This window comes from Enterobacter sp. MF024 (assembly GCF_005843915.1).
GTDB classification, from domain to species: Bacteria; Pseudomonadota; Gammaproteobacteria; order Enterobacterales; family Enterobacteriaceae; genus Enterobacter; species Enterobacter barmai.
Genome location: NZ_VCBB01000015.1, coordinates 1 through 26,206 on the forward strand (window position 1 = coordinate 1; position 26,206 = coordinate 26,206).

General features: G+C 56.7%; 19 protein-coding genes and 1 pseudogene. 11 read left to right on the plus strand and 9 right to left on the minus strand.

The features are described from left to right. Positions 1 to 116: 116 nt before the first annotated feature. The 5 genes and pseudogenes from murB to FFB58_RS18965 form a co-directional block, all read left to right on the plus strand. The gene (murB, locus tag FFB58_RS18945) at positions 117 to 1,145 is read left to right on the plus strand and encodes a UDP-N-acetylmuramate dehydrogenase (RefSeq protein WP_039032450.1); all 1,029 of its coding nucleotides are present in this window, start codon (positions 117 to 119) and stop codon (positions 1,143 to 1,145) included. Further along, positions 1,142 to 2,104: a bifunctional biotin--[acetyl-CoA-carboxylase] ligase/biotin operon repressor BirA gene (gene birA / locus FFB58_RS18950; protein WP_039032451.1), complete on the plus strand. Its 963-nt coding sequence runs from the start codon at positions 1,142 to 1,144 to the stop codon at positions 2,102 to 2,104. The genes murB and birA overlap by 4 nt, the downstream gene beginning before the upstream one ends. Positions 2,105 to 2,290: 186 nt before the next feature. Continuing rightward, a complete protein-coding gene (hmsP, locus tag FFB58_RS18955; RefSeq protein WP_205735747.1) occupies positions 2,291 to 4,297 on the plus strand; it encodes a biofilm formation regulator HmsP in 2,007 nt (668 codons plus the stop codon). Positions 4,298 to 4,455: 158 nt separating this feature from the next. Beyond that, on the plus strand, positions 4,456 to 5,742 hold the full coding sequence (dctA, locus tag FFB58_RS18960; protein ID WP_039032453.1) for a C4-dicarboxylate transporter DctC: 1,287 nt from the start codon (positions 4,456 to 4,458) through the stop codon (positions 5,740 to 5,742). Positions 5,743 to 5,967: 225 nt separating this feature from the next. After that, positions 5,968 to 7,380: pseudogene (locus tag FFB58_RS18965) on the plus strand (pitrilysin family protein); the annotation flags it as partial. 102 nt (positions 7,381 to 7,482) lie between these two features. Here the strand turns inward: FFB58_RS18965 and FFB58_RS18970 are convergent. After that, positions 7,483 to 8,412 carry a sugar kinase gene (locus FFB58_RS18970; RefSeq protein ID WP_138370702.1) on the minus strand — a complete coding sequence of 310 codons (930 nt, stop codon included), beginning with the start codon at positions 8,410 to 8,412 and terminating at the stop codon, positions 7,483 to 7,485. 232 nt (positions 8,413 to 8,644) lie between these two features. Between FFB58_RS18970 and pdeH the strand changes: the two genes are divergently transcribed. Together pdeH and FFB58_RS18980 are read left to right on the plus strand one after the other, a co-directional pair. Next, positions 8,645 to 9,415 carry a cyclic-guanylate-specific phosphodiesterase gene (gene pdeH / locus FFB58_RS18975; RefSeq protein WP_138370703.1) on the plus strand — a complete coding sequence of 257 codons (771 nt, stop codon included), beginning with the start codon at positions 8,645 to 8,647 and terminating at the stop codon, positions 9,413 to 9,415. Between the two features lie 120 nt (positions 9,416 to 9,535). After that, entirely contained in the window at positions 9,536 to 11,578 is a 2,043-nt protein-coding gene (locus FFB58_RS18980) for an AsmA family protein (protein ID WP_138370704.1), read from the plus strand. Positions 11,579 to 11,668: 90 nt separating this feature from the next. Here the strand turns inward: FFB58_RS18980 and FFB58_RS18985 are convergent, their stop codons facing one another. From FFB58_RS18985 to FFB58_RS18995, 3 genes are all read right to left on the minus strand, one after another. Next, positions 11,669 to 12,991, minus strand: coding sequence for an MFS transporter (locus FFB58_RS18985; RefSeq protein WP_039032457.1), 1,323 nt, complete (start codon positions 12,989 to 12,991; stop codon positions 11,669 to 11,671). 272 nt (positions 12,992 to 13,263) lie between these two features. Next, the gene (gene yhjD / locus FFB58_RS18990; RefSeq protein WP_039032458.1) at positions 13,264 to 14,307 is read right to left on the minus strand and encodes an inner membrane protein YhjD; all 1,044 of its coding nucleotides are present in this window, start codon (positions 14,305 to 14,307) and stop codon (positions 13,264 to 13,266) included. A 51-nt stretch (positions 14,308 to 14,358) separates the two neighbouring features. Beyond that, entirely contained in the window at positions 14,359 to 15,258 is a 900-nt protein-coding gene (locus FFB58_RS18995; protein ID WP_138370705.1) for a LysR family transcriptional regulator, read from the minus strand. 119 nt (positions 15,259 to 15,377) lie between these two features. On the opposite strand from FFB58_RS18995, the gene FFB58_RS19000 reads away from it, so the two are divergent. After that, positions 15,378 to 16,136 (plus strand): SDR family oxidoreductase, encoded by a 759-nt coding sequence (locus tag FFB58_RS19000; RefSeq protein WP_138370706.1) that lies wholly within the window; start codon positions 15,378 to 15,380, stop codon positions 16,134 to 16,136. A gap of 32 nt (positions 16,137 to 16,168) precedes the next feature. Here the strand turns inward: FFB58_RS19000 and FFB58_RS19005 are convergent, their stop codons facing one another. Next, the gene (locus tag FFB58_RS19005; protein WP_039032461.1) at positions 16,169 to 16,696 is read right to left on the minus strand and encodes a GNAT family protein; all 528 of its coding nucleotides are present in this window, start codon (positions 16,694 to 16,696) and stop codon (positions 16,169 to 16,171) included. Between the two features lie 152 nt (positions 16,697 to 16,848). Between FFB58_RS19005 and FFB58_RS19010 the strand changes: the two genes are divergently transcribed. Beyond that, positions 16,849 to 18,450 carry an STY4199 family HEPN domain-containing protein gene (locus FFB58_RS19010; protein WP_039032462.1) on the plus strand — a complete coding sequence of 534 codons (1,602 nt, stop codon included), beginning with the start codon at positions 16,849 to 16,851 and terminating at the stop codon, positions 18,448 to 18,450. Positions 18,451 to 18,462: 12 nt separating this feature from the next. Here the strand turns inward: FFB58_RS19010 and FFB58_RS19015 are convergent, their stop codons facing one another. Together FFB58_RS19015 and FFB58_RS19020 are read right to left on the minus strand one after the other, a co-directional pair. Beyond that, on the minus strand, positions 18,463 to 20,112 hold the full coding sequence (locus FFB58_RS19015) for an alpha,alpha-trehalase (protein WP_039032463.1): 1,650 nt from the start codon (positions 20,110 to 20,112) through the stop codon (positions 18,463 to 18,465). Positions 20,113 to 20,346: 234 nt separating this feature from the next. Continuing rightward, positions 20,347 to 21,072: a hypothetical protein gene (locus FFB58_RS19020; protein WP_138370707.1), complete on the minus strand. Its 726-nt coding sequence runs from the start codon at positions 21,070 to 21,072 to the stop codon at positions 20,347 to 20,349. 191 nt (positions 21,073 to 21,263) lie between these two features. Here FFB58_RS19020 and FFB58_RS19025 point away from each other — a divergent pair, with 191 nt between their 5' ends. Further along, positions 21,264 to 21,668: a hypothetical protein gene (locus FFB58_RS19025; protein WP_138370708.1), complete on the plus strand. Its 405-nt coding sequence runs from the start codon at positions 21,264 to 21,266 to the stop codon at positions 21,666 to 21,668. 19 nt (positions 21,669 to 21,687) lie between these two features. On the opposite strand, the gene gorA is transcribed toward FFB58_RS19025, so the two are convergent. Both gorA and FFB58_RS19035 read right to left on the minus strand, forming a co-directional pair. After that, entirely contained in the window at positions 21,688 to 23,040 is a 1,353-nt protein-coding gene (gorA, locus tag FFB58_RS19030; RefSeq protein WP_138370709.1) for a glutathione-disulfide reductase, read from the minus strand. Between the two features lie 70 nt (positions 23,041 to 23,110). Further along, positions 23,111 to 23,953: a 23S rRNA (adenine(2030)-N(6))-methyltransferase RlmJ gene (locus FFB58_RS19035; protein WP_039032467.1), complete on the minus strand. Its 843-nt coding sequence runs from the start codon at positions 23,951 to 23,953 to the stop codon at positions 23,111 to 23,113. A gap of 203 nt (positions 23,954 to 24,156) precedes the next feature. Here FFB58_RS19035 and prlC point away from each other — a divergent pair, with 203 nt between their 5' ends. Then, a complete protein-coding gene (gene prlC / locus FFB58_RS19040; RefSeq protein WP_138370710.1) occupies positions 24,157 to 26,199 on the plus strand; it encodes an oligopeptidase A in 2,043 nt (680 codons plus the stop codon). Positions 26,200 to 26,206: the final 7 nt, after the last annotated feature.

Here is a 26,206-nt window from a genome sequence, read left to right on the forward strand (position 1 = left end):
TGCGCGGAAAAGCCGGGTGGCGGCTCCGCCTTACCCGGCCTACATGTCCCGATTCCAGCCGACAAAGATCCCCCGATGGGGTAAACTATCCCGGTTTTTGCATCTGGATAGCCTTTATGAATCACTCCCTTAAGCCCTGGAATACCTTCGGTATTGACCGAAATGCCCGACAGATCGTGCGGGCCGACGATGCGCAGCAACTGCTGGCCGCATGGAATCACGCGACGCAACACCAACAGCCTGTTCTTATTCTGGGCGAAGGCAGCAACGTTCTTTTTCTGGAAGACTTTTCTGGCACAGTGATCGTTAACCGCATCAGCGGGATCGAGGTTGAAGAGACGCAGGATTGCTGGCGTCTGCACGTGGGCGCCGGAGAGAACTGGCATAACCTGGTGCAGTTTACCCTTGAAAACAACATGCCGGGGCTGGAAAACCTCGCCCTGATCCCCGGTTGCGCGGGTTCATCTCCTATTCAGAACATAGGTGCCTATGGCATCGAACTCAAACACGTCTGCGACTATGTCGATTGCATCGAGCTTGCAACGGGCAACGCGCTGCGTTTAAGCGCAGAACAGTGCCGTTTTGGCTATCGTGACAGCATTTTCAAACATGAGTATCAGGATAAATATGTCATCGTCGCGGTTGGCCTGCGCCTGACAAAAAACTGGCAGCCTGTTCTCACCTACGGCGATCTCACCCGGCTGGACCCTGCAACCGTCACTGCGAAAGACATTTTCGATTCGGTTTGCCACATGCGCATGAGTAAACTGCCCGACCCGAAAGTGAACGGCAATGCCGGGAGTTTCTTTAAAAACCCGGTGATCTCCGGCGAAAAAGCTGATGCCTTAATCGCACAGTGGCCGAATGCACCGCACTATCCCCAGGCCGACGGCAGCGTCAAGCTGGCTGCGGGCTGGCTGATCGATCAGTGTCAGCTTAAAGGCACAACCTGTGGCGGCGCGGCGGTACATCGCCAGCAGGCACTAGTACTGATCAATGAAAACAATGCGACCAGCGACGATGTCGTACAGCTGGCTCATCAGGTGCGTCAGCGCGTAGGTGATAAATTTGATGTCTGGCTGGAGCCAGAGGTGCGCTTTATCGGCCATCATGGCGAAGTGAATGCGGTGGAGGCCATTGCATGAAAGACCATACCGTCCCCCTGAAGCTGATCTCTATTCTGGCCGACGGCGATTTTCATTCCGGTGAGCAGCTGGGTGAACAGCTCGGCATGAGCCGCGCCGCCATCAATAAACATATTCAGACCCTGCGTGACTGGGGAGTGGATGTTTTTACCGTGCCGGGCAAGGGCTACAGCCTGCCGGAGCCAATCCAGCTGCTGGATGAAGGCTTTATCCACAGTCAAATTACCGACAACAGCGTCGCCGTTCTGCCGGTGATCGACTCTACCAACCAGTATCTGCTCAACAGGCTCAACGAGCTAAAGTCCGGTGACTGCTGCGTAGCAGAGTATCAGCAGGCGGGTCGTGGCCGTCGGGGACGTAAATGGTTTTCGCCTTTTGGCGCTAACCTTTATCTCTCTATGTACTGGCGTCTGGAACAAGGGCCTGCCGCGGCGATCGGCCTGAGTCTGGTGATTGGCATTGTGCTGGCAGAAGTTCTGCAGTCGCTGGGCGCCGATAAAGTGCGCGTGAAGTGGCCAAACGATCTCTATCTGAACGATCGTAAACTGGCCGGTATCCTCGTGGAACTGACGGGGAAAACCGGTGATGCTGCGCAGATCGTCATGGGAGCCGGGATCAACCTGATGATGCGCAACGTGCAGGCCGAAGACATCAATCAGGGCTGGATCAACCTGCAGGAAGCGGGGATCGCTATCGATCGTAATGTCCTCGCCGTGCGTGTTATCAATGAGCTGCGCCACTCGCTGAAAATCTTCGAACAGGAGGGGTTAACGCCGTTCCTGCCTCGCTGGGAAAAGCTGGATAACTTTGCCCACCGTGCGGTAAAACTGATCATCGGCGACAAAGAGATTTACGGCACGTCGCGCGGTATCAACGAGCAGGGCGCGTTGTTACTGGAGCAGGATGGGGTGATTAAACCCTGGGTCGGCGGCGAGATTTCGCTGCGCAGCGCCGAATAAATTACCGGGAGCCGCTGGCTCCCGCGTTCTGAAGCTATACCGCCGCCAGCCTCTGTGCGAAGCGGCAACCAGAATAATCCCTAAACACCTGGTTACACTCTCTTAATCAGTTCCCGATAAGGTATACTCTCAAAGCAGCAGGGCACTCGTAGATTAACCTGCCTTTCGCGTTTCTGGAGATACATTTTGCGTGTCAGCCGCTCTTTAACTATCAAACAAATGGCGATGGTCACTGCCGTCACCATGGTGTTTGTTTTCGTCTTTTGCGTCATTTTGCTGTTTCATGCCATTCAGCAGAATCGCTACAACACGGCTACACAACTCGAGAGCATCGCCCGCTCAATCCGTGAGCCCCTTTCTGCCGCCATTCTGAAGGGTGATATCCCCCAGGCGGAGTCCATTATTAAAAGCATCAAGCCGGCAGGCGTCGTCAGCCAGGCGGATGTCGTACTGCCGAACCAGTTTCAGGCGCTGCGCATGAACTTTATCCCGGAGCGTCCGGTACCGGTGATGATGAAACGCCTGTTTGAGATGCCGGTGCAAATCTCTTTGCCGGTCTATTCGCTGCAACGGCCGGCCAACCCGCAGCCGCTGGCCTATCTGGTGCTGCAGTCTGACTCCTGGCGGATGTACAAATTCGTTATCAGCTGGGTCTCCACGTTGGTAACCACTTACTTATTATTGACGCTGATGCTGACTGTGGCGCTGACCTGGTGCATTAACCGGTTGATTGTCCACCCGTTACGTCGAATTGCCCGCGAGCTCGACTCCCTCTCGCCGCAGCAACAGATGGTGCACCAGCTGCCCCTGCAGCGCCTGCACCATGATGACGAAATCGGCATGCTGGTACGCAGCTACAACCTCAATCAGCAGCGCATGATGCGCCAGAATGATGAGCTCAACCACAATGCCACCCGCTTCCCGGTGTCGGAGCTGCCCAACAAGGCGTTTCTGATGGTGCTGCTGGAGCAGGCGGTGAAGCGTCAGCACACCATGGCGCTGATGGTGGTGGCCTGCGAAACCCTGCAGGATACCGCCGGCGTGCTGAAAGAGAGCCAGCGGGAAATGGTGTTACTGACGCTGGTCGAAAAGCTGAAAACTGTGCTGGCGCCCCGCATGGTGCTGACCCAGGTAAGCGGCTATGACTTCGTCATTATTGCCAATGGCGTTAAGGAGCCGTGGCACGCCATCACATTAGGTCAGCAAGTGCTCACTGTTATTAATGAGCGGTTGCCGGTGCAGGGGATCCAGCTGCGTCCGAGCGCCAGTATTGGTATCGCGATGTTTTACGGCAACCTGACCGCAGAACAAATTTACCGCCGGGCGTTTTCCGCCGCGTTTACCGCTCGCCAGAAGGGTAAAAATCAGATTCAGTTCTTCGAGCCTGAGCAGATGGAGAAGGCTCAGCAGCGGCTGTCAGAAGAGAACGACATCCTCACCGCGCTGGACAGCAACCATTTCGCCATCTGGCTGCAGCCGCAGGTGGATCTGCGCACCGGCAAGGTTCATAGCGCCGAAGCGCTGCTGCGGGTGCGGCAGGCCGATGGCAGCTGGGCGCTTCCGGAAGGGCTGATCGACCGTATTGAGAACTGTGGCCTGATTGTGACCGTGGGTCACTGGGTGCTGGAAGAGTCCTGCCGATTGCTGTCAGCCTGGCAGTCGCGGGGGGTGATGATGCCGCTGTCGGTCAACCTGTCGGCACTGCAGCTGATGCATCCGAACATGGTCCCGGACCTGCTGGCGCTGATTCACCGCTACCAGATCAAGCCCGATACCCTGATTCTTGAGGTCACCGAGAGCCGCCGGATTGACGATCCTAACGAAGCCGTGGCAATCCTTCGCCCGCTGCGCAATGCCGGGGTGCGTATTGCGCTGGATGACTTTGGCATGGGATACGCCGGGCTGCGTCAGCTGCAGCATATGAAAACCCTGCCGGTAGACGTGCTGAAGATTGATAAGGCCTTCGTGGAGGGGCTGCCAGACGACAGCAGCATGGTCGAGGCGATTATCCAGCTGGCGCGTAGCCTGAAGCTGAGGATTATCGCGGAAGGTATCGAAACCGAAGCCCAGCGTCGCTGGCTGGCCGATGCCGGGGTTGAATGCGGACAAGGATACCTATTCGACAAAGCGGTGCCGGGCGATATTTTTGAAAGTCGTTATCTGAAACAGGATGACAATAGCGCAGATGACTGAAATGTTGCTGGCTTGTGCGAGCCAGCTCAAAATTCTTAACATTTTCGTTTCAAATTCAGCCTGAACTCCTATCTGTCCTGATTTATGGGTGGTATTTTAAGGCCGCAGGTGAGCAGCAACCCTACAAAACCTGTGGCTTTTCTTCCCAAGGACACCTTATGAAAACCTCTCTCTTCAAAAGTCTTTATTTTCAGGTCTTAACCGCGATTGCCATCGGTATTCTGCTTGGTCATTACTACCCTGAATTAGGCGCCCAGATGAAACCGCTTGGTGATGCCTTCGTTAAGCTGATTAAGATGGTTATCGCGCCGGTTATTTTCTGTACCGTTGTGACCGGCATCGCAGGCATGGAAAGCATGAAAGCCGTTGGCCGCACCGGTGCGGTAGCGCTGCTCTATTTCGAAGTGGTCAGTACCCTGGCGCTTATCATTGGTCTGGTGATTGTTAACGTCGTGCAGCCCGGCGCGGGCATGAACGTTGACCCCTCGACGCTGGATGCAAAAGCAGTCGCGGTCTACGCCGATCAGGCAAAAGATCAGGGCGTGGTCGCCTTCCTGCTGGATGTGATCCCCGGCAGCGTGATTGGTGCCTTCGCCAGCGGGAATATCCTGCAGGTGCTGCTGTTTGCCGTGATGTTTGGTTTTGCCCTGCATCGTCTCGGCAGCAAAGGCCAGCTGATTTTCAACGTCATTGAGAGCTTCTCGCAGGTGATCTTCGGCATCATCAATATGATCATGCGTCTGGCACCTATTGGCGCCTTCGGGGCGATGGCATTTACTATCGGTAAATATGGCGTTGGTACCCTGGTGCAGCTGGGCCAGCTGATTATCTGTTTCTACATCACCTGTATTCTGTTTGTGGTGGTGGTACTGGGAAGCATTGCGCGCGCGACCGGCTTCAGCATCTTCAAGTTCATCCGCTATATCCGTGAAGAGCTGCTGATTGTACTGGGTACCTCCTCGTCCGAGTCGGCGCTGCCGCGCATGCTCGACAAGATGGAGAAGCTGGGCTGCCGTAAATCGGTGGTGGGACTGGTTATTCCGACCGGGTACTCCTTCAACCTCGACGGGACGTCCATCTACCTGACGATGGCGGCGGTGTTTATTGCCCAAGCCACCAACAGCCATATGGATATCTTCCATCAAATCACGCTGCTGGTGGTGCTGCTGCTCTCCTCGAAAGGGGCGGCAGGGGTGACGGGAAGCGGCTTTATCGTGCTGGCGGCAACGATCTCCGCCGTCGGACACCTGCCGGTGGCCGGGCTGGCGCTGATCCTCGGTATCGACCGCTTTATGTCTGAAGCCCGTGCCCTGACTAACCTGGTCGGCAACGGTGTGGCGACGGTGGTTGTGGCGAAGTGGGTGAAAGAGCTGGACCACAAAAAGCTCGACGATACGCTGAATAATCGTGCGCCAGACGGCAAAACACACGGTTTGTCCTCCTAAAATCTTCCCTCTGGCCCGCATTCCCTTGTCGGGGTGCGGGCTCCTGCGCATAATGGCCCTGATTACTTGTCATAATTCGATAAGATTTATTTCGGGTAAATTTCACTTCATGCCGTGACGTTTCGCTTCATGCGCGGTCTAATCGGAGTGTTTTGAACATCATCTTTAGAGTGCGACAGGGCGTGTGGCACTCTTTGTAACCAGGAATGTTGATCAGGGGTTCACATGCAGGGCACAAAAATTCGACTCTTAACCGGCGGTTTGCTCATGATGGCAGCAGCCAGTTACGTGCAGGCTGACGCGCTCCAGCCGGACCCGGCCTGGCAACAGGGAACGCTGGCGAATGGGTTTCAGTGGCAGGTATTAGCCACCCCACAACGCCCCAGCGACCGCATTGAAATCCGCCTTTCCGTCAATACCGGCTCCCTGACCGAGAGCACGCAACAGAGCGGTTTCAGCCACTTTCTGCCCCGCCTGGCGCTGACGCAAAGCGGCAGCCTGCAGGCCGTGCAGGCCCGTTCATTATGGCAACAGGGCATCGATCCAAAGCGCCCGCTGCCGCCTGCAGTCGTCTCCTACGACTACACCATGTTTAACCTCAGCCTGCCAAACAACCGCAACGATCTGCTCAAAGAGGCGCTGACCTGGCTTTCCGATACCGCCGGTAGTGTCTCCATTACCCCTGAAACGGTGAATTACGCCCTGAGCAACAGCGATATGGTGGCGACCTGGCCGGCAGATACCAAAGAGGGCTGGTGGCGTTATCGCCTGAAAGGATCTGCGCTGCTCGGCCACGACCCGGCAGAGCCGCTAAAGCAGCCGGTTGATATTGAGCAGGTGAAGTCCTTCTACCAGACCTGGTACACCCCGGATGCCATGACCCTGATTGTGGTCGGCAACGTTGATAGCCGCGCGGTGATTGAGCAAATCAGCAAAACCTTTGGCGAGCTGAAGGGCAAACGCAGTACGCCTGCACCGGTGCCAACGCTTTCGCCTCTGCGCGCAGAGCCGGTGAGCATCATGACCGATGCCGTGCGTCAGGATCGTCTCTCTATTATGTGGGACAGCCCGTGGCAGCCGATTCGCGAGTCTGCCGCGCTGCTGCGTTACTGGCGCGCCGATCTGGCCCGTGAAGCGCTGTTCTGGCATGTTCAGCAAACCCTGAGTAAGAACAACGCCAAAGACATTGGTCTGGGCTTTGATTGCCGGGTGCTGTTCCAGCGTGCCCAGTGCGCCATTAACGTTGAGTCGCCGGGCGACAAGCTGAACGCCAATATGGCGGTGGTGGCGAAAGAGCTGGCGAAAGTGCGCGACAACGGCCTGAGCGAAGAGGAGTTCAACGCGCTGGTGGCGCAGAAAAACCTCGAGCTGCAAAAACTGTTCGCCACCTACGCCCGCACCGATACTGATATCCTGATCAGCCAGCGTATTCGCTCCCTGCAAAATCAGGTGGTGGATATCGCGCCAGAACAGTATCAGAAACTGCGTCAGGATTTCCTTAACAGCCTGACCGCGGATATGCTGAGCCAGGATCTGCGTCAGCAGCTTTCTCAGGATATGTCGCTGATTCTAATGCAGCCGAAAGGTGAGCCGGAATACGACATGAAGGATCTGCAGGCGACGTGGGACGGGATTATGGCGCCAGCGAAATAAAAGCAAAAAGGCAACGTAAGTTGCCTTTTTTAGTGTTTGCTCCCTCTCCCTGTGGGAGAGGGCCGGGGTGAGGGCATCAGACCGCAGTTACTCCGGCATTGCTTCGCGCGGAATAATGGCCCCGCGATACTGGATCACCGTGCTGGCGGTGAGGTGGCCGCGCTGGGCTGCTGCCTGTGGCGTACCGCCCGTCAGACGCACTGCCAGATACCCGGCGCTGAAGGAGTCACCCGCCGCGGTGGTATCAATCACTTTCTCTTTCGCCAGCTTCACTGCAGGCACTTCGATAACCGCTTCACCGGTAATCGCCACCAGGCAGGAATCCGCGCCGCGCTTAATCACCACTTCGCTGACACCGGCGGCCTGCGTGCGGGCAATCACCTCATCAACCGGCTTCTCGCCCCACAGCGCATCTTCGTCGTCGAGGGTCAGGAAGGCGATATCGGTGCACTCCAGCATCTGGCTATAGACCTGCTGCGTCTCTTCGCGGCTGGCCCACAGGCGTGGACGGTAGTTGTTGTCAAAAATCACCTTCCCGCCGTTGGCGCGACATTCGCGCAGCAGGGAGAGCAGTTTTTCTCGGCTGCTCTGGCTGAGGATCGCCAGGCTGATGCCGCTCAGGTAGATGTAGTCGAAGTGGGCCAGCGTTTCGCAGATCTGCGCCGCGCTGTCGCTCTCCAGCCAGAATTTGGCGGCAGCCTCGTTACGCCAGTAGTAGAAGGTACGCTCGCCGGTGCTGTCGGTTTCGATGTAATAGAGACCCGGCAGGCGGTTCTCCATCCGCTGGGTCAGCGAGGTATCGACGTTCTCACTCTGCCATGCGTCAAGCATCTGCTGGCTGAAGTTATCGGTGCCCAGGGCAGTAACATAGTTTACCGCCAGCGCGTCAGCATCGACCTGACGGGCAATATACACCGAGGTGTTTAAGGTATCGCCGCCGAAACCGCGGCTGACTTCCGCCCCTTTCTGGGACAGTTCGATCATACATTCGCCGATCACGGCAATTTTCTTGGACATAGTCGTGAACCTGGATAATTAAACTGCGGTTAGTTTGCGCTGGAGGCCGGGAGCGGTCAACTGTATTAAAACGACGTTCCATTATTTTTTTGAACTCGGACAAGTTCCTGGCGGGTAAGAGATCCCAGATTTTCATTTTCGTCCGCAACCGGACATAAAGTTCTCTTCCCTGAGGCCGATAATCCTTTGACCAGTCCCGACAGGCTATTCCCCATTCAACAGGATATGTGAAATGAAGTTAAGGCAGGACATCCAGCTGCTGAGCATCCCTGAAGCGAGTATTGAGAACTTACAGGAACATCGCTACTGGCTGCAATGTGAGCGCGCTTACACTTATCAGCCGATCTACCGCACCGACGGTAAGCTGATGGCGATTGAGATCCTGACCGTCGTGACTCATCCTTCAAATCCGGCTCAGCGGATCGCCCCGGATCGCTACTTCGCGGAAGTACCCGTGCGCCATCGTCTGGATATTCTGGAAGAGCAGCTCACCATGCTGGCGGCCAGGCAGGAATTTTTCGCCGACAACAACATTCTGGCTTCGGTTAACGTCGATGGCCCAACCCTGCTGGCGGTGCGTCAGGATGAGAGCCTGCAGAAGCTGATCCAGCGGCTGCCGTGGCTGCGCTTTGAGCTGGTGGAACATGTTCGTCTGCCGCAGGATTCCTCGTTTGCCACCATGTGCGAGTTTGGCCCACTGTGGCTGGACGATTTCGGCACCGGCATGGCTAACTTCTCCGCCCTGAGTGAAGTGCGTTACGACTACATCAAAGTGGCGCGTGACCTGTTCATCATGCTGCGCCAGACCCCGGAAGGCCGTAATCTGTTCACGCTCCTGCTGCAGCTGATGAACCGCTACTGCCAGGGCGTGATCGTCGAAGGCGTCGAGACGCTGGAAGAGTGGCGCGATGTTCAGAACTCACCAGCCGCCGCCGCGCAGGGCTATTTCCTCTCCCGTCCGGTGTCGATGGAGACGCTCGACAACGTTATCATCACCCTCTGAATTCCGGCAGCTTCCCATAATAGCGCGTGCTTAACGCGTTATTACCGGACGCTGCCGCCCCTTTCCCCTTGTCTGGACTATATTCATGAAAGGCAAGTGATTACTGAAAGGGAGAATGGAATGACAAAAACAACAAAGATTATCACCTGGATCCTGGGGGTCTTCTTGTTGTTGATTGTGGTGGCAATCGTCATCATTGCGACGTTTGACTGGAACCGCCTCAAACCGACCATCAACCAGAAAGTCTCAACCGAACTTAACCGACCTTTCGCCATTCGCGGCGATCTGGGCGTCGTGTGGGAGCGCCAGAAGGACGAAACGGGCTGGCGCAGCTGGATCCCCTGGCCGCACGTTCACGCTAACGATGTCCTCCTCGGCAATCCGCCGGAGATACCCGATATCACGATGGTCCATCTGCCGCGCGTTGAAGCCACGCTGGCGCCGCTGGCGCTGCTCACCAAAACGGTCTATCTGCCGTGGATCAAACTGCAACAGCCCGATGCCCGGCTGATCCGCCTGTCGGAAAAAACCAACAACTGGACCTTTGATCTCGCTGATAGCAAAGACAAAGAGGAAAACGCGCAGCCTTCGGCCTGGTCGTTCCGGCTCGACAACATTATTTTCGATCGCGGTCGCGTCGCCATTGATGATGCAGTGAGCAAAGCCGACCTCGAGATCTTTGTCGATCCGCTCGGTAAACCGCTGCCGTTCAGCGAAGTGACCGGCGCGAAGGGGAAAGATGAGAAGGGCAAGGTGGGGGATTACGTCTTTGGCCTGAAGGCCGAAGGGCGCTATAACGATCAGCCGTTACGTGGCACCGGTAAAATTGGCGGCATGCTGGCGCTGCGCAGCGAAGGCACGCCGTTCCCGGTGCAGGCCGACTTCCGCTCCGGTAATACCCGGGTGGCCTTTGTCGGCACGGTGAACGACCCGATGAAAATGGGGGGCGTTGACCTGCGGCTTAAATTCGCCGGGGATTCACTGGGTGAACTCTATAAGCTGACCGGCGTTCTGCTGCCGGATACCCCGCCGTTTGAAACGGACGGCCATCTGGTGGCGAAAATCGATACGGAAAAATCCTCGGTCTACGATTACCGCGACTTTAATGGCCGGATCGGTGACAGCGATATTCACGGCTCGCTGACCTACAGCACCGGTAAACCGCGACCGAAGCTGGAAGGCGACGTGGAATCACGTCAGCTGCGCCTTGCCGATTTAGGGCCGCTGATTGGCGTCGATTCCGGTAAAGGCACGAAAGCGCAGAAGGTCAGAAAGGAGGCACCGCCGTCGGGCAAAGTGCTGCCGAATGACCGCTTCGAAACCGATAAGTGGGACGTGATGGATGCCGACGTGCGCTTCAAGGGGCGTCGAATCGAGCATGGCAGCAGCCTGCCCATCAGCAACCTCTCTACCCATATCATTCTGAAAAATGCCGATCTGCGCCTGGAGCCGCTGAAGTTCGGCCTGGCCGGGGGGACCATCTCGTCAAATATTCATCTGGAAGGGGATAAAAACCCGATGCGGGGTCAGGCGGATATTCAGGCGCGACGGCTGAAGCTGAAAGAGCTGATGCCGGATGTGGAACTGATGCAGAAAACCCTCGGCGAAATGAACGGCGATGCCAAAATTCGCGGCACCGGCAACTCGGTGGCGGCCCTGCTGGGCAACGGCAACGGCAACCTGAAGCTGCTGATGAATGACGGGCTGGTGAGCCGTAACCTGATGGAGATCCTCGGTCTGAACGTCGGCAACTTTATTATCGGGCAGATCTTTGGCGATGATGAAGTGCGGGTGAACTGTGCCGCCGCCAATATCGACCTGGTGAACGGCGTGGCGCGTCCGCAAATCTTTGCCTTTGATACCGAAAATGCGGTGATCAACATTACCGGCACGGCCAGTATGGCCTCGGAGCAGCTCGATCTCACCATCAACCCGGAAAGCAAAGGGATTCGCATCGTGACGCTGCGCTCGCCGCTGTACGTGCGCGGTAGCTTTAAAGATCCGGATGCGGGGGTGAAAGCAGGGCCGTTGATTGCTCGCGGCGCGGTGGCTGCGGCGCTGGCGACGCTGGTGACCCCGGCAGCGGCACTGCTGGCGCTGATCTCGCCGTCAGAAGGGCAGGCTAACCAGTGTCAGACCATTCTGTCGCAGATGAAGAAATAGTGCGGGAGTTGTTGCCCGGCGGCGCGATGCTTGCCGGGCCTTGAGTTTTACAGGCCGGGTAAGGCGTAGCCGCCACCCGGCCTTGTCATATTACAGCGACTGGTGACGGGTTTCGTGGGTCAGCAGCAGCGCAATCAGCGTCAGTGCCGCCATCGCTGCCAGGTAGAACCCCACATACTGCAGACCATAATTCGCCTGTAACCAGGTGGCGATATACGGCGCCACGGACGCGCCCAGAATCGAAGAGACGTTATAGGAGAAGGATGCTCCGGTATAACGCACTTCGGTCGGGAACAGCTCTGGCAGCAGCGCGCCCATCGGGCCGAACGTCAGCCCCATCAGGCTCAGACCAATCAGCAGATACGCCATCACCAGGGCCGGGTTACCGGAACCGAGCAGCGGCGGGAAAACGAACAGCGCAAACACGATAATCAGCGAGGTGATGACGATCATGCTCGGGCGACGGCCAAAGCGGTCGGCCAGCAGGCCCGCGATCGGCACCATCACACCAAAACCGATTACCGCCATCATCAGCATCCACAGCACTTCGTTACGCGGCAGACCCAGACCCACCGGCGCAGCCGTGGTGCTGAAGGTCATGGAGTAGACTGTCATGATGTAGAACAGCGTATAGGTCGCCAGCATGATGAAGGTGCCCAGCACGGTCACGCGAACGTGTTTGGTCAGCAGCGTGCCCAGCGGAACTTTTACCTGTTTCTTCGCAGCGGCCACTTTGGCAAACACCGGCGTTTCGTGCAGGGAGACGCGCACATACAGGCCGATCAGCACCAGCACCGCCGAGAAGATAAACGGAATACGCCAGCCCCAGGTCATGAACTGCTCGTCGGTCAGCAGCCAGGAGAGCAGCAGGAAGGTGCCGTTGGCAAAGAAGAAGCCAATCGGCGCGCCCAGCTGCGGGAAGGAGCCATACAGCGCACGCTTGCGCGGCGGCGCGTTTTCGGTGGCCAGCAGCGCCGCGCCACCCCATTCACCACCCAGCCCCAGACCCTGACCAAAACGGGCCAGCGCCAGCAGCAGCGGTGCCAGAATACCGATGGTTTCATAGGTCGGCAGCAGGCCGATGGCAACGGTGGAGATCCCCATGGTCAGCAGCGAGGCGACAAGGGTCACCTTACGTCCGACGCGATCGCCGAAGTGACCGAACAGCGCAGAGCCGATAGGACGCGCGACGAAGGCGATGGCGAAGGTCGCCAGCGACTGCAGCGTTGCCGCCGTCGGGTCGCCCTGCGGGAAGAAGATATGCGGGAAAACGATAACCGCAGCGGTAGCGTAAATATAGAAGTCGAAGAATTCGATGGCGGTGCCAATCAGTGACGCGACGACGACTTTATTGCGCGAGTTAACCGGGACGTTTTCCTGCTCTGAATTGAGTGTTGTGGCTGTGGCTTGCATAAACTTTTCTTATTTTTGGCGAACGAAAGGCCATATTACGCACAGCAAAAGCGACATTTCAATCTGTAACAAACGCAGCGGGCGGTGAAAAAGGCAGCAAAAAGCGGATAATTTTCAGACCAGGAAAATCACATCTATGAAATGCTTCACAGAAATTAAAAGTTAGAGGATAAAACTGGTTTTCGGTTAAATAAAAGTTACAGGCTGGATTTATATGCTGAAATGATGAATCGGGCTGATATATTTCATTCTTATTCAGCCCGATGGGGTATTTAACGGTGCGTTTTGCCGGGCATTCGCCGGTCATCCGGGTACTCGGCGGTGGCGATCCAGGCCGCGCAGAACAGGGTCAGTCTGGCGAAGAAGTAGAAGAAGGCCATCAGCCCCAGCACGGAGCCAAACGCCGCCCCGGACGGGGAGGTCATCAGCGATGGCAGGGTGTACGTCATCACGATTTTGATCACCTCAAAGCCGATAGCGGCAATGAACGTGCCGCGGATCAGCGCCTTGCGGCGAGGCCGGTGACGCGGCAGACGCCAGAAGATCCAGAAGAACAACAGATAGTTCGCCAGCATCGAGATACCTAACCCCACCAGATGCCAGACGGGTTTCAGCCACTCAATAGTGTCGAGATAGAGCGCGGAGATGATCATCTGCTGCGCCGAGCCCGCCACCGAGGTGATGGTGAGGGTGATAACCAGCGCCACCAGCAGCCCAATCAGCGAGACGAAGTCGCGGAAATATTTGGTCCAGATCTTCTCCTCATCCTGCGGCTTACGTTCCCAGACGTCGCGCGACTGGGCGCGGATCGCCTCCCGCAGGTTACCCATCCAGTTAACGCCGGAGTAGAGCGCCACAAACAGCCCGACAATCCCCACGGTAGTACGCTGCTGGACGGCGGTACTGATGGTGCTTTTCAGGGTGGTGGCCAGCGTCGGATCGCTGACGTTCTGCAGGATTTTAGTGAAGATGTCCTGCAGCAGCGTCGGATGCGACACCAGCACAAACCCTGCTGCGGCAAAGGAGAGCATCAGGATGGGGATCATCGACAGAAATGAGAAGTAGGTGATCGCCGCGCCAAACTGATTGCCCAGCCGATCGTTAAACCGCTCGGTCGCGCGCAGCAGGTGGGCAATCATCGGCCTTTGCTGAATCAGCTGAATGACGTCTTTCGCCTTGTCGAGCAGACTGCCCGTTTTACGCACGGCGGTAATTTTGGCTTCAGCTGGCTTCGGGGGCGGGCTGTTTTCCAGTTTCTTAATCGGCTCGTAATCCAGATCCTGGGTGGGACGTTGCGGGTTGCTATCCGGCATCAGTCACGTTTTCCTTATCGTTTAGCGAGTAGTCCCTGCAATTATAGCCTGCGCTCAGTCAACGTAGGTTTTCATGATTTCCGTGAGCCAGGCCATAAACAGATGCACCCGGCGGGAAAGATTGCGGCGATGGGGATAAATGAGCGACACCGGCATCGGTCTGGCGCGGTACTGCGGCAGGATCTCCAGCAGCTTTTTGGCGCGCAGCGCGTCACGCACGCCGACCCTTGGCACCTGAATAATCCCGAGTCCGGCGAGGGCCGAGGCGTGGTAGGTCTCGGTGCTGTTGACCGTCAGGACGCCGCCGGTCTTGATCCAGTGGCTAATGTCGCCATCAAAATATTCGAACCCCTGGGGGCGGGTGCCGAGATGCGTCGCGTAGTGCACCACCGCATGGGAGGCTAAATCATCCAGCCCGTCCGGATAGCCAAAACGCGACAGATAATCGGGGCTGGCGCAGTTAATCACCGACAGCCTGCCGAGCGGGCGGGCGATTAAGCCGGAGTCCTTCAGGGTGCCGACGCGCACCACGCAGTCAAATCCTTCGCGGATCACATCCACCAGCCGGTCGCTGCTGCTCAGCTCCAGTTCAATGCCGGGATACTGCTGTAAAAAAAGCGGCAGTTTGGGGATGACTAAATTTCGCGCAACGCCTGTCGGCATATCCACGCGTATTCTTCCGCTGACGCTGGCAGGGTCGTGCAAAAAAAGACCATCCAGTTCATCCATGTTTGCCAGCAGATCTTTGGCCCGCTCGTAATAGACCATGCCGTCCTGCGTCAGGCTGACGCGCCGCGTGGTGCGGTGCAGCAACTGCGTGCCAAGCCCGTTCTCCAGCGCCTGAATCTGGCGCGATACGCTACCTTTAGGAAGGCCCATTGAGTCCGCGGCGCGGGAAAAACTCTCCAGTTCAGCGACGCGAATGAACAGCTGCATTGCGTGAATTTTATCCATAGGGAGCGCTCATTGTTGTTGAGTTTGAAACAGTGAAGCGTTGCAGAGCGTATTTATTGATTTTCTATCACCTAATAAGCTCTTTCTCAATCACCACAACAGCCGAAACGAGGTTTCTTATGACTGAACGTATTGCAATAGTGACTGGCGGCAGCCGCGGGCTCGGTAAAAACGCGGCATTGAAGCTGGCAGCGAAAGGTGTCGGGATCCTGCTCACCTTCAACCGCAGCGAGCAGGAAGCGCTTGATGTTGTACGCGAAATTGAGCAAAAAGGGGTGAAAGCGGCAGCATTGCAGCTGAACGTCGGCGATGTCGCCAGCTTTGAGAGTTTTGTTGCTCAGGTGACCGAAAAACTGCATTCGGTGTGGCAGCGCAACACCTTCGATTATTTGTTGAACAACGCCGGCGTGGGTTTATACGCCCCTTATGTGGAGACCACGGAAGCCCAGTTTGATGAAGTGATGAACATCCATTTCAAAGGACCCTTCTTTCTGACCCAGGGCCTGTTACCGCTGATGAAAAACGGCGGGCGGATCCTCAACGTCTCATCCGGTCTGGCCCGTTTTGCCCTGCCGGGCTCCAGCACCTATGCGGCGATGAAAGGGGCGATGGAAGTGCTCACCCGCTATCAGGCCAAAGAGCTGGGCGCGCGTGGCATCACCGCCAATATTATCGCCCCCGGGGCCATCGAAACCGATTTTGGTGGCGGTCGCGTGCGTGATAATAAAGAGATCAATCAGCAGATTGCCTCCCAGACGGCGCTGGGACGCGTCGGGCTGCCGGACGATATCGGCGATGCGATTGCAGCGCTGCTCAGTAACGAACTCGGCTGGATGAATGCCCAGCGCATTGAAGTTTCCGGAGGGATGTTCCTGTAAGAAGGTGCCGGGGAGGGAGCCCCGCGGCACGTTTAGTCGTACTCTTTTCTTAACAGCCCAAACAGCCAGTCGTTATGCCACTCGCCTGCCAGCCAGTAGCTTTCGCGCAGTTCACCTTCCAGCACAAACCCCACTTTTTCCAGCAGGCGTTTCGAGGCCACGTTGCCCGCCGTCACCGTGGCGGTTAAGCGGCGGATGCCCCCCTGAGTAAAGGCGTAATCGCACACTCCCTGTAAAGACTCAAAGCCGTAGCCTTTTCCCTGCGCCTGCGGAGCAAACAGAAAGCCCACTTCGGCGCAGTCATCATCATGATGGATATAGCCCGTGACCCCGAGCGGCGTCTGGCTGGCGTTATCGCGCACTACCAGGCACAGCCAGTGGGCGCTGCCCGGCGTCCACGCGGGCAGACGCGCCGTAAAGGCTTGGCGGATGGCCTCTTCCGGGCGGGCTTCGGCGACGTAGCGCATCACATCGGGGTGTTGCTGCAGCGAGAGAAAAAAGGGCCAGTCTTCTTCCTGTAACGGGGAGCAGGTTAAACGCGGGGTGTGCAACACAGGCATGCCAGATCTCCGGGAGCTTTTGTAAATGATTTTAACATTATCACTGAAATAGTAGCGGTTATCGGTTATGTTTAATCTGGTATAACCACTTAAAAAATAAACGCTCTCCGTTAGCTGCGCCTGAATCTTTGCGCGGCATTTAAAGGAAAATGATGACCCTCAGTAATTCGCACGTGATCCGCGAGCAGTTTGAACGCTGTCTGGGAATTATTCGTCAGGCCTCCGTGGAGATCCTGCTCCTGTTAAAGGTGCATGTTGCCGAAGGCAAAGATCCCCGTTGGTTCCTTGAGCAGCTGGATTCCGCCAGGCTGGCGTTGGGCGGCTGGGCGAGCGTGGCAAAACGGCTGAACCTCAACGATGCCGAGCTGTCGCAGTTCACCCTGCAGCTGCGGCTTTTACAGCAGCGGGTTCCGCAGTATGAGAGCGGGCAGGAGGTGAGCGATAACCAGCTGATTGCCGCGATGCGCTTCGTCACGGCGCTGGAACATCTGCGTTTGCAGCAGCCGCTGCTGACCTACAGTACGGAATTGAGTCCCGGCGATGAGCTTCGCCAGCAGCACGCCCAGAAACAGGTGCGGGCGCTGGAGCTGATGATGAAAGGGCTGATCGTGCAGGCCTGGCCGGACCCGACGCGCCTGAACAATCATCTGAAAACCTTGTTTGGTGCCGATCGGGTTCGTCGCTGGCTGCAGCAGGGCGAACGCAACGACGCCCTCGGCGGCATGATGTTTAGCGAGCTGGCGCTGATGCTGGTGGATAAAAAAGAGTATTCCCGCTCTTATTCGGCGCTGTTCAGCGATCCGGCCCTGCTGACGTTAATGGTGGAGCCGCGTAAAACGCTCCAGTCCTTTCTTGATGATATCCGCCTGATCCGCAATAACATTATTGCCCGGCAGCCGCTGACCTCCGCGCAACTCCTCCTGCTGGATAACTATTACGCCCAGATCGCCAGCCCCGTTCAGCGCGCCTTTAACGAGGGCCGCACCACCGTGAACCCGACGGGGCTGATGGCAGAGGGCACCCACGAGCTGGATCTCTTTTGGGAGAACGCGAGGAAAAAAAATCAGCTCACTGGCGACGACATCTTTGAGGTGCGCGACACCATCGATAAACCGAACCGTCGGCCTGCGCGTACCCCGGAGCAGCGCGATTACCTGATCTCGGTTGTTCTGTGGGGCGCGGTCGGGGTGATGGTGATGGGCATGCTGATGATGGGCACCTGGCTGTTAATTGAGAGCAGCGGCCCGACCCAGGCGGCCAGCACCGTGGCACCCCCTGTGAAGACGGTGGCAACGGAAGAGATGCGCGAGACGCCTTCCTCCCGCGAAACGCTGACGCGTATGGGTGTCACCTGGGATGAAAATAACTTCCGCGCGGCAATCGACAGAAACGACACACGCGTGGCGAAGCTGTTTCTGAAAGCGGGAATGGAGTGGAAACTCTCCTGGACCGAGCATGCGCTCTCCATGAACCATCGCGAGGTGCTGGACCTGCTGATGCGCTACCGTCTGCAAATGGGGCAGGAGAAGCCCTGCCGGCAGTTTATCAATACCCTCGGGCACGCGATGGCAGGCGGTGAGCCGCTGACGGATCTGCGTAAAGAGTATCTCCAGGCCTTCTGCACCGTTCCGGCGGTGGTTGAGCGCCAGCGGCACGATATGGACCAGGCGAAGCGGCGGGCGCAGGCCCAGCCGGACGCCAGCACCAAAAAATGGCAGACCATTCAGACGGCCATTTATGAGGTCATCCGCTGACACGGCGGGGAGTTACGGCTCCCCGTACAGGCCAATCAGTCTACGCACCACGCCGTTGGTCCAGCCAAACCCATCCTGCAGGGGATACTCACCCCCGCCGCCTTCCCGGGGCTGGCTGCTGGCGATGTGATACTTCTCAATCAGCTTGTGATGCGTTTTGTAGAAGTGGTTTACCGTGTGCAGCCAGCTCCAGGCAATTTCATCCCCCAGGGAGTCGTTACCGTATTGCTTGAACCCCTGGATCGCCATCCACTGCAGCGGTGCCCAACCGTTGGGTTTATCCCACTGTTCGCCGGTTTCGTACTCGGTGGCAAGAATACCGCCCGGCGTCAGGAGCCGCGCTTTTACCGCATCGGACAGGCGTTCAGCCTGTTCATGGGTGCACATGCCGACGTACAGCGGCACGATGCTGGCCGCGGAGAACAGCGCCAGCTGCTCACGACGCCAGTCGTAATCGCGATAGCAGCCGTTCTCGTCATCCCACAGATAGCGGTTAACCGCCGCGCGGCGATCGCTCGCCTTCTGGCGGAAGAGTTCTGCGGTCTCTTTATCCCCTTTCGATGCCGAAATATTGGCGATGGCGCTCTCCAGCTTGAACAGGAAGGCGTTGAGATCGATAGGGATAAACTGGGTAGTGCGAATACTCGCCAGCCGGCTCGGATCCCGCAGCCAGCGGGAGGAGTAGTCCCAGCCGGAAGCGGCCCCGGCGCGCAGGTCGCGGTAGACTTCGTTAGGCGGACGTCCGGAGTGGCGGGCGGTTTCGACGTCCTCTATCCAGGATTCGTCCCGCGGCGTGTCACGGTCATCCCAGTAGCGGTTGAGCAGAGAGCCGTCCGGCATACGTACCGCGCTACGGTAGGCCTGGTTGAGCAGCAGCGACTCCGCGCCGTCCATCCAGAAGGCGTACTCCATTTTCAGGTGATCCAGATAGCGCTTGGCGCCGCGCACGCCGTCCTCTTCAAACAGCTCCACCATCAGGGCAAACACCGGCGGCTGGGAGCGGCTCAGGTAGTAGGTGCGGTTCCCGTTAGGAATATGGCCGTACCTTTCGATCATCCATGCAAAGTTATCCGCCATGCACTTAAGCATGTCGTGGCGGCCGCTCTCGGCCAGCCCCAGCATGGTGAAGTAAGAGTCCCAGTAATAGGTTTCGCTGAATCGCCCGCCGGGCACAATGTAGGCCTGCGGCAGCGCCAGCAGCGATGACCAGGGGATGTGATCCTGCGGCTCGCGGGTCAGCACCGGCCACAGGGTGTCGATATGGTCTTTGAGCGAGAACGAAGGATCCGAAACATATTCGCTCGACATGACTTCCGGCAGCCAGAAGTGGTTTTCCACGAACTGGCGCAGGTCAAAGTCCCGGTGGCGTCTCACCTTCCGGTAACGGATGAGAATATCCAGCGGATCCATCTTCGGCGCGCAGTCGGGGAAAGTTTTGCTGTCGGCAAAGAGTCGCGACGACTGCACATGCTCGAAAAGCTCAAGGTAGCGATCGGCAGGGGTGAGCGCATCGGATGCGGGCAGCCCTTCAATCATTTCGGGTTCCGGTTCCGCCTCGAGCATTTCATCCAGTTTTAACTCGCAGGGATCGATTTCGTAGAGAAGTTCTTGTTCTATGTCGAACTCTACGGTCTCTACAGTGCGTATATTCTGGTTGAACATGGTGGTCAGGACCTCCGGTTTACGTTGTCTCAGGTCTGGTTTTATCCGGTTGCCTACTAATCTTAGACATTCGCTTCGGTCTGTGGTGAGGGAAATGTGCGGTAGATCACGTTTTGTAATTGAGGAAAATAGGAGGTTGCTGGAGCCATGTTGATGTTTTTAGGGCAGTAAACAGGGCATCCAGCAGTAAAAAGTGCAGATAAAATTCGGATCTTTCGCTATGCATTAGCGCGCTTATGAGGAGGCCGTTTCCGTCTCTTCATTCAAGCGATACCCTAGCGCCCGTTCAAACACGTTGTTTGATGAGCACTGCGCGCGAAAGCCTCTGCCTTCCGGCTGTATAACAAACTGTAGGGAGTCAGACAGCGCCACATCTTCATCTTTCGCGTTTGAGCCGATGACCGCATTTGGGGCGAATGGCGCGACCGCAGCGGCAAAAGTCTCTTCCATCTCTTCACGCGTTTTATATTGTTCGTCTTCAATATTGAGCGCGCTATGAATGATGGCGCAGTCAAGCATCGTTCCCTGAAGCCAGTAACATGAAGATGAATAGCCTGCGCACCAGGTCAGTTTACTGCCTTCGATAAAAGCTTCCAGGTGTTCGATTTTACTGCCCGCAAAGCATGAGCCAAGCATCAGGCCTTTGATATTAAATTTCTTCGATTTTTCATTAATGGTATAGAGGAGATGGTCCAGGGAAACATCTCCAATATGAGTTCTACTGCCATGCGCCGCCACATAAACGATGGTGTTGTCGAACTTCTGACGACACAGGCACTCCAGCGCAACATCAAAGCTGCTTTTGTTGTAGAAGTTCAGGCAATAGACCTCGGTATTGCCATGCATCTTCGCGATCCCTTGTACAAACGGCAATACCGACGAGCGATGGGCATCGTGATCGTCGAGCTTCCACGGAGATTCCAGAACCAGAATGGCATTCTTATTGCTGTTAATTGGCATAAAATAGACACCTAAGTGAAATTAATTATTTATTGAATTAATAACGCTATGTATTTGAACTTTTATCTCATCGGCCAACTCTGCAAATAATTGTCCAAAATCGATATTGTTTCGCCACGCTGAAATAAGTAATTAAGAGATTCCACTCCGTCGTCATCGTTTCAGATGACAACTTCAAACCAGGGATCCTTATGAACCTTAACGCGAAGCGTCAGGGCGTTACGCCTTTTTCTTTTGAAAAACCTGAAGAATATAAATCCACTATAACAGAACTGGTAGGGCTGCTGGAAAGCCGCCATTTAGCGTGGCTGGATATTTGTGAAGGAGAGAACAAAGCGATTATTTTTCGCAGCAATCTGAAGAAAAGTGTATTCCGCAATATTCAGTTTGGCAGTTTATTAATTAACCGTTGTTATATCGACGGGCTCTGCTTTGAGAGTTGTGATTTGCGCAATATCTTTTTCTCAAATAGTACCGTGACGCAGCCCATTCATTTACGTCACTGTGATGTTGCGGGGATGCGTCTGTTAAATATGCCGTTAAGGATGTTTATTTTTGAGGAGTGTACCGGCGTCGGGCAGATTGTGATTGCCTGACACCGGTCGCTATGCGTGATTAACGCATGGTCACAAACTCTTCTGCCGCCGTCGGGTGAATAGCCACGGTATTATCAAAGTCTTTCTTAGTCGCACCCATTTTCAGCGCCACCGCAAAGCCCTGCAGGATCTCATCCATACCAAAGCCGATACCATGAATGCCGACGATCTTCTCGTCCGGGCCGACGCAGACTAATTTCATGCGGCAAGGCTGACGGTGAGAGGTCACTGCGGTATACATGGCGGTGAAGGCGGATTTATACACTTTCACCTGGTCGTCGCCATAGTGCGCGCGCGCCTGCGGTTCGGTTAAACCAACGGTGCCGATTGGCGGGTGGCTGAAGACCACGGTCGGGGTGTTGCTGTAATCCAGGTGCTCTTCCGGTTTGTTGTTAAACAGACGCTCGGAAAGACGACGACCCGCGGCCACGGCCACCGGGGTCAGTTCGACTGCGCCGGTGTTATCGCCCACGGCGTAGATGCCTGATACGCTGGTGTTCTGGAACTTATCGACAACGATATAGCCTTTCTCGTTGGTTTCAACGCCCGTGACGGCCAGGTTGAAGTTGTCGTTTGCCGGTTCACGACCAATGGCCCAGATCAGGCAATCCACGGTCTGGCTGCGGCCATCTTCCAGCTCCAGGGTCAGGCTGCCGTCGGCGTTTTTCACTACTGCCTTCGGAATCGCTTCAGTGTGCAGATGCGGGCCTTCGGCGTTCATCACTTCTACCAGCGTATCCACAATCAGCGGGTCGAAGTTGCGCAGCGGGGCGTGTTTACGCACAAACAGGTGCGCTTCAGCGCCCAGACCGTTAATCACACCCGCCAGCTCCACGGCGATATAACCTGCGCCCACGATAGCGACGCGTTTCGGCAGGGCAGGCAGTTCGAAGAAACCGTCAGAGTCGATGCCGTATTCCGCACCCGGAATAGCCGGGTGGCTCGGACGGCCACCGGTAGCGATCAGGATATGATCGGCGGTGATCGTCTCGCCGTTGACTTCGATCGTCTTCGCATCCACAAAGCGGGCAAAACCACGGATCACGTCGACGTTGTTCTTGCCCAGCACGTTATCGTAGGAGGTGTGAATACGATCGATGTAGGCGGTACGGCTGGCGATCAGGCGATCCCAGTCGAAGTTGTTGATGGTGGTGTCAAAACCGTAATCCGGGCCATAAAGATGGATAGCCTCGCGGATCTGCGCCGCATGCCACATCACCTTTTTCGGTACACAACCGACGTTGACGCAGGTGCCGCCGAGGTCTTTCGCTTCAATCAGCGCGCACTTCTGGCCATACATGGCCGCACGGTTAATCGAGGCGATGCCGCCGCTGCCGCCACCGATAGCGATGTAGTCATAATGCTTAGTCATGGTCTTATCCTTAATCGTTAATTGCCGCGATTGTATACCTGAAATCAATAGTTTCCATCGATGGCTGCGATTACTCTGGCACGATCCAGCTGACGGTCGTGTGGCCCGTTCCGGCCGGAACCAGCTTTTTGTGCAGCCACGGCAGAACGTTATTCATCTGCGCTTCGAGCTTCCACGGCGGGTTAACCACGATCATGCCGGAGGCAGTCATGCCGCGTCGATCGCTATCCGGAAGAACCGCCAGTTCAATTTGCAGGATCTTACGGATGCCGGTGGCTTCCAGGTCTTTGATCATGCGCTTGATCTGCGAACGCAGCACCACCGGATACCACAGGGCATAGGTGCCGGTGGCAAAGCGTTTATAACCCTCGTTGATGCCCGCAACCACCGCCTGATAGTCGCTTTTGATTTCGTAAGGCGGGTCGATCAGCACCAGGCCGCGACGGGAAACCGGCGGCAGCTTCGCTTTCAGCTGCTGGTAGCCGTCCGATTTCTCCACGCGCGCGCGGCTGTCTTTCTGGAATTCGGATCGCAGCAGCGGGTAGTCGCTCGGGTGCAGTTCGGTGAGCTGGATGCTGTCCTGCTCGCGCAGCAGCTGGCGGGCAATCAGCGGCGAGCCCGGGTAGTAGCGTAACTGGCCGCTGCGGTTGAAGTGGTTGATCACGCTGATGTAGGGCTCAAGCTCTGCCGGCAGGTCGTCCTGCTGCCAGATACGGGCGATACCTTCCAGATACTCCCCGGTGCGCTCGGCGTGTTCGCCGCTCAGCTGATAGCGGCCCGCGCCAGCATGGGTGTCCAGATAGAGAAAAGGCTTATCTTTCTCTTTCAGCGCTTCGATAATCAGGCTCTGAACGGTATGTTTAAGGACGTCGGCGTGGTTGCCCGCGTGAAAGCTGTGGCGATAACTGAGCATGGGTAGATAAATTCCAGATAATGTCGATTGGCCACAGTTTACAGCAGAACGGCACAGATTACCCGCAGGCCCGGCACGCGGCGTCGCAGCGGCTGCTTTTCTGTCACCGCAGCCATTGAAATTCACTACACTTAACCCCATCCTGGAACAATATGCTCGCGCAGGATGCGCGCTTCATTCACTCATTTAACAGGACAGTGTTTATGACCAACCCATTACTGACGCCTTTTTCGTTGCCACCGTTCTCCTCCATTCTGCCTGAACATGTTGTCCCCGCGGTCACTAAAGCACTGGACGATTGCCGTACCGCAGTCGAGAGCGTGGTTGCGCAAGGCGCGCCCTATACCTGGGAAAACCTGTGTCAGCCGCTGGCGGAAGTGGATGATGTGCTTGGCCGCATCTTCTCCCCGGTCAGCCACCTGAACTCGGTGAAAAACAGCCCGGAACTGCGTGAAGCCTACGAACAAACCCTGCCGCTGCTGTCGGAATACAGCACCTGGGTCGGACAGCACGAGGGGCTGTACAAAGCGTACCGCGATCTGCGCGATGGCGATCACTATGCGACGCTGAACATCGCCCAGAAAAAGTCTGTCGATAACGCCCTGCGTGACTTTGAACTGTCGGGCATCGGCCTCGCGAAAGAGAAACAGCAGCGCTACGGCGAAATCGCCACCCGCCTGTCTGAGCTGGGCAACCAGTACAGCAATAATGTCCTGGATGCCACCATGGGCTGGACGAAGCTGATTACCGACGAAGCGGAGCTGGCGGGCATGCCGGAGAGCGCGCTGGCGGCAGCAAAAGCCCAGGCCGAAGCAAAAGAGCAGGAAGGCTACCTGTTGACCCTGGATATCCCGAGCTATCTGCCGGTGATGACCTACTGCGACAACCAGGCTCTGCGTGAAGAGATGTACCGCGCCTACAGCACCCGTGCCTCCGATCAGGGCCCGAACGCCGGTAAATGGGACAACAGCCCGGTGATGGCCGAAATCCTCGCCCTGCGTCACGAGCTGGCGCAGCTGCTGGGCTTTGACAGCTACGCGGATAAATCCCTCGCCACCAAAATGGCCGAGAACCCACAGCAGGTGCTCGATTTCTTAACCGATCTTGCAAAACGCGCCCGTCCACAGGGTGAGAAAGAGCTGGCCCAGCTGCGCGCCTTCGCGAAAGCGGAGTTCGGCGTGGATGAACTGCAGCCGTGGGATATCGCGTACTACAGCGAGAAGCAGAAACAGCACCTCTACAGCATCAGCGATGAGCAGCTGCGTCCGTACTTCCCGGAAAACAAAGCCGTTAACGGCCTGTTCGAAGTGGTCAAACGCATTTACGGCATCACCGCGAAAGAGCGTAACGATGTGGACGTATGGCACGACGACGTGCGTTTCTTCGAGCTGTATGACGACAAAAACGAACTGCGCGGCAGCTTCTATCTCGACCTGTACGCTCGCGAAAATAAACGCGGCGGCGCGTGGATGGACGACTGCGTGGGCCAGATGCGTAAAGCCGACGGCTCGCTGCAGAAGCCGGTGGCCTACCTGACCTGTAACTTCAACCGTCCGGTAAACGGCAAACCCGCGCTGTTCACCCATGACGAAGTGATCACCCTGTTCCACGAGTTCGGCCACGGCCTGCACCATATGCTGACCCGTATTGAAGCGGCAGGCGTTGCCGGTATCAGCGGTGTGCCGTGGGATGCCGTCGAACTGCCAAGCCAGTTTATGGAAAACTGGTGCTGGGAGCCGGACGCGCTGGCGTTTATCTCCGGCCACTATGAGACCGGCGAGCCGCTGCCAAAAGCGCTGCTGGATAAGATGCTGGAAGCGAAAAACTACCAGGCGGCGATGTTTATTCTGCGCCAGCTGGAGTTCGGCCTGTTCGATTTCCGCCTGCATGCCGAGTTCAGCCCGGAGCAGGGCGCGAAGGTGCTCGAAACCCTCGCGGAGATCAAAAAGCAGGTTGCCCTTATTCCAGGCCCGGCCTGGGGTCGCTTCCCACACGCGTTCAGCCACATCTTTGCTGGCGGTTATGCGGCAGGGTACTACAGCTACCTGTGGGCGGACGTGCTGGCGGCAGACGCTTACTCCCGCTTCGAAGAAGAGGGGATTTTCAACCGCGAAACCGGTCAGTCGTTCCTGGATAACATCCTGACCCGCGGCGGTTCCGAAGAGCCAATGGAGCTGTTCAAACGCTTCCGTGGCCGCGAACCGCAGCTGGATGCGATGCTGGAGCATTACGGCATCAAGGGTTAATTGATTC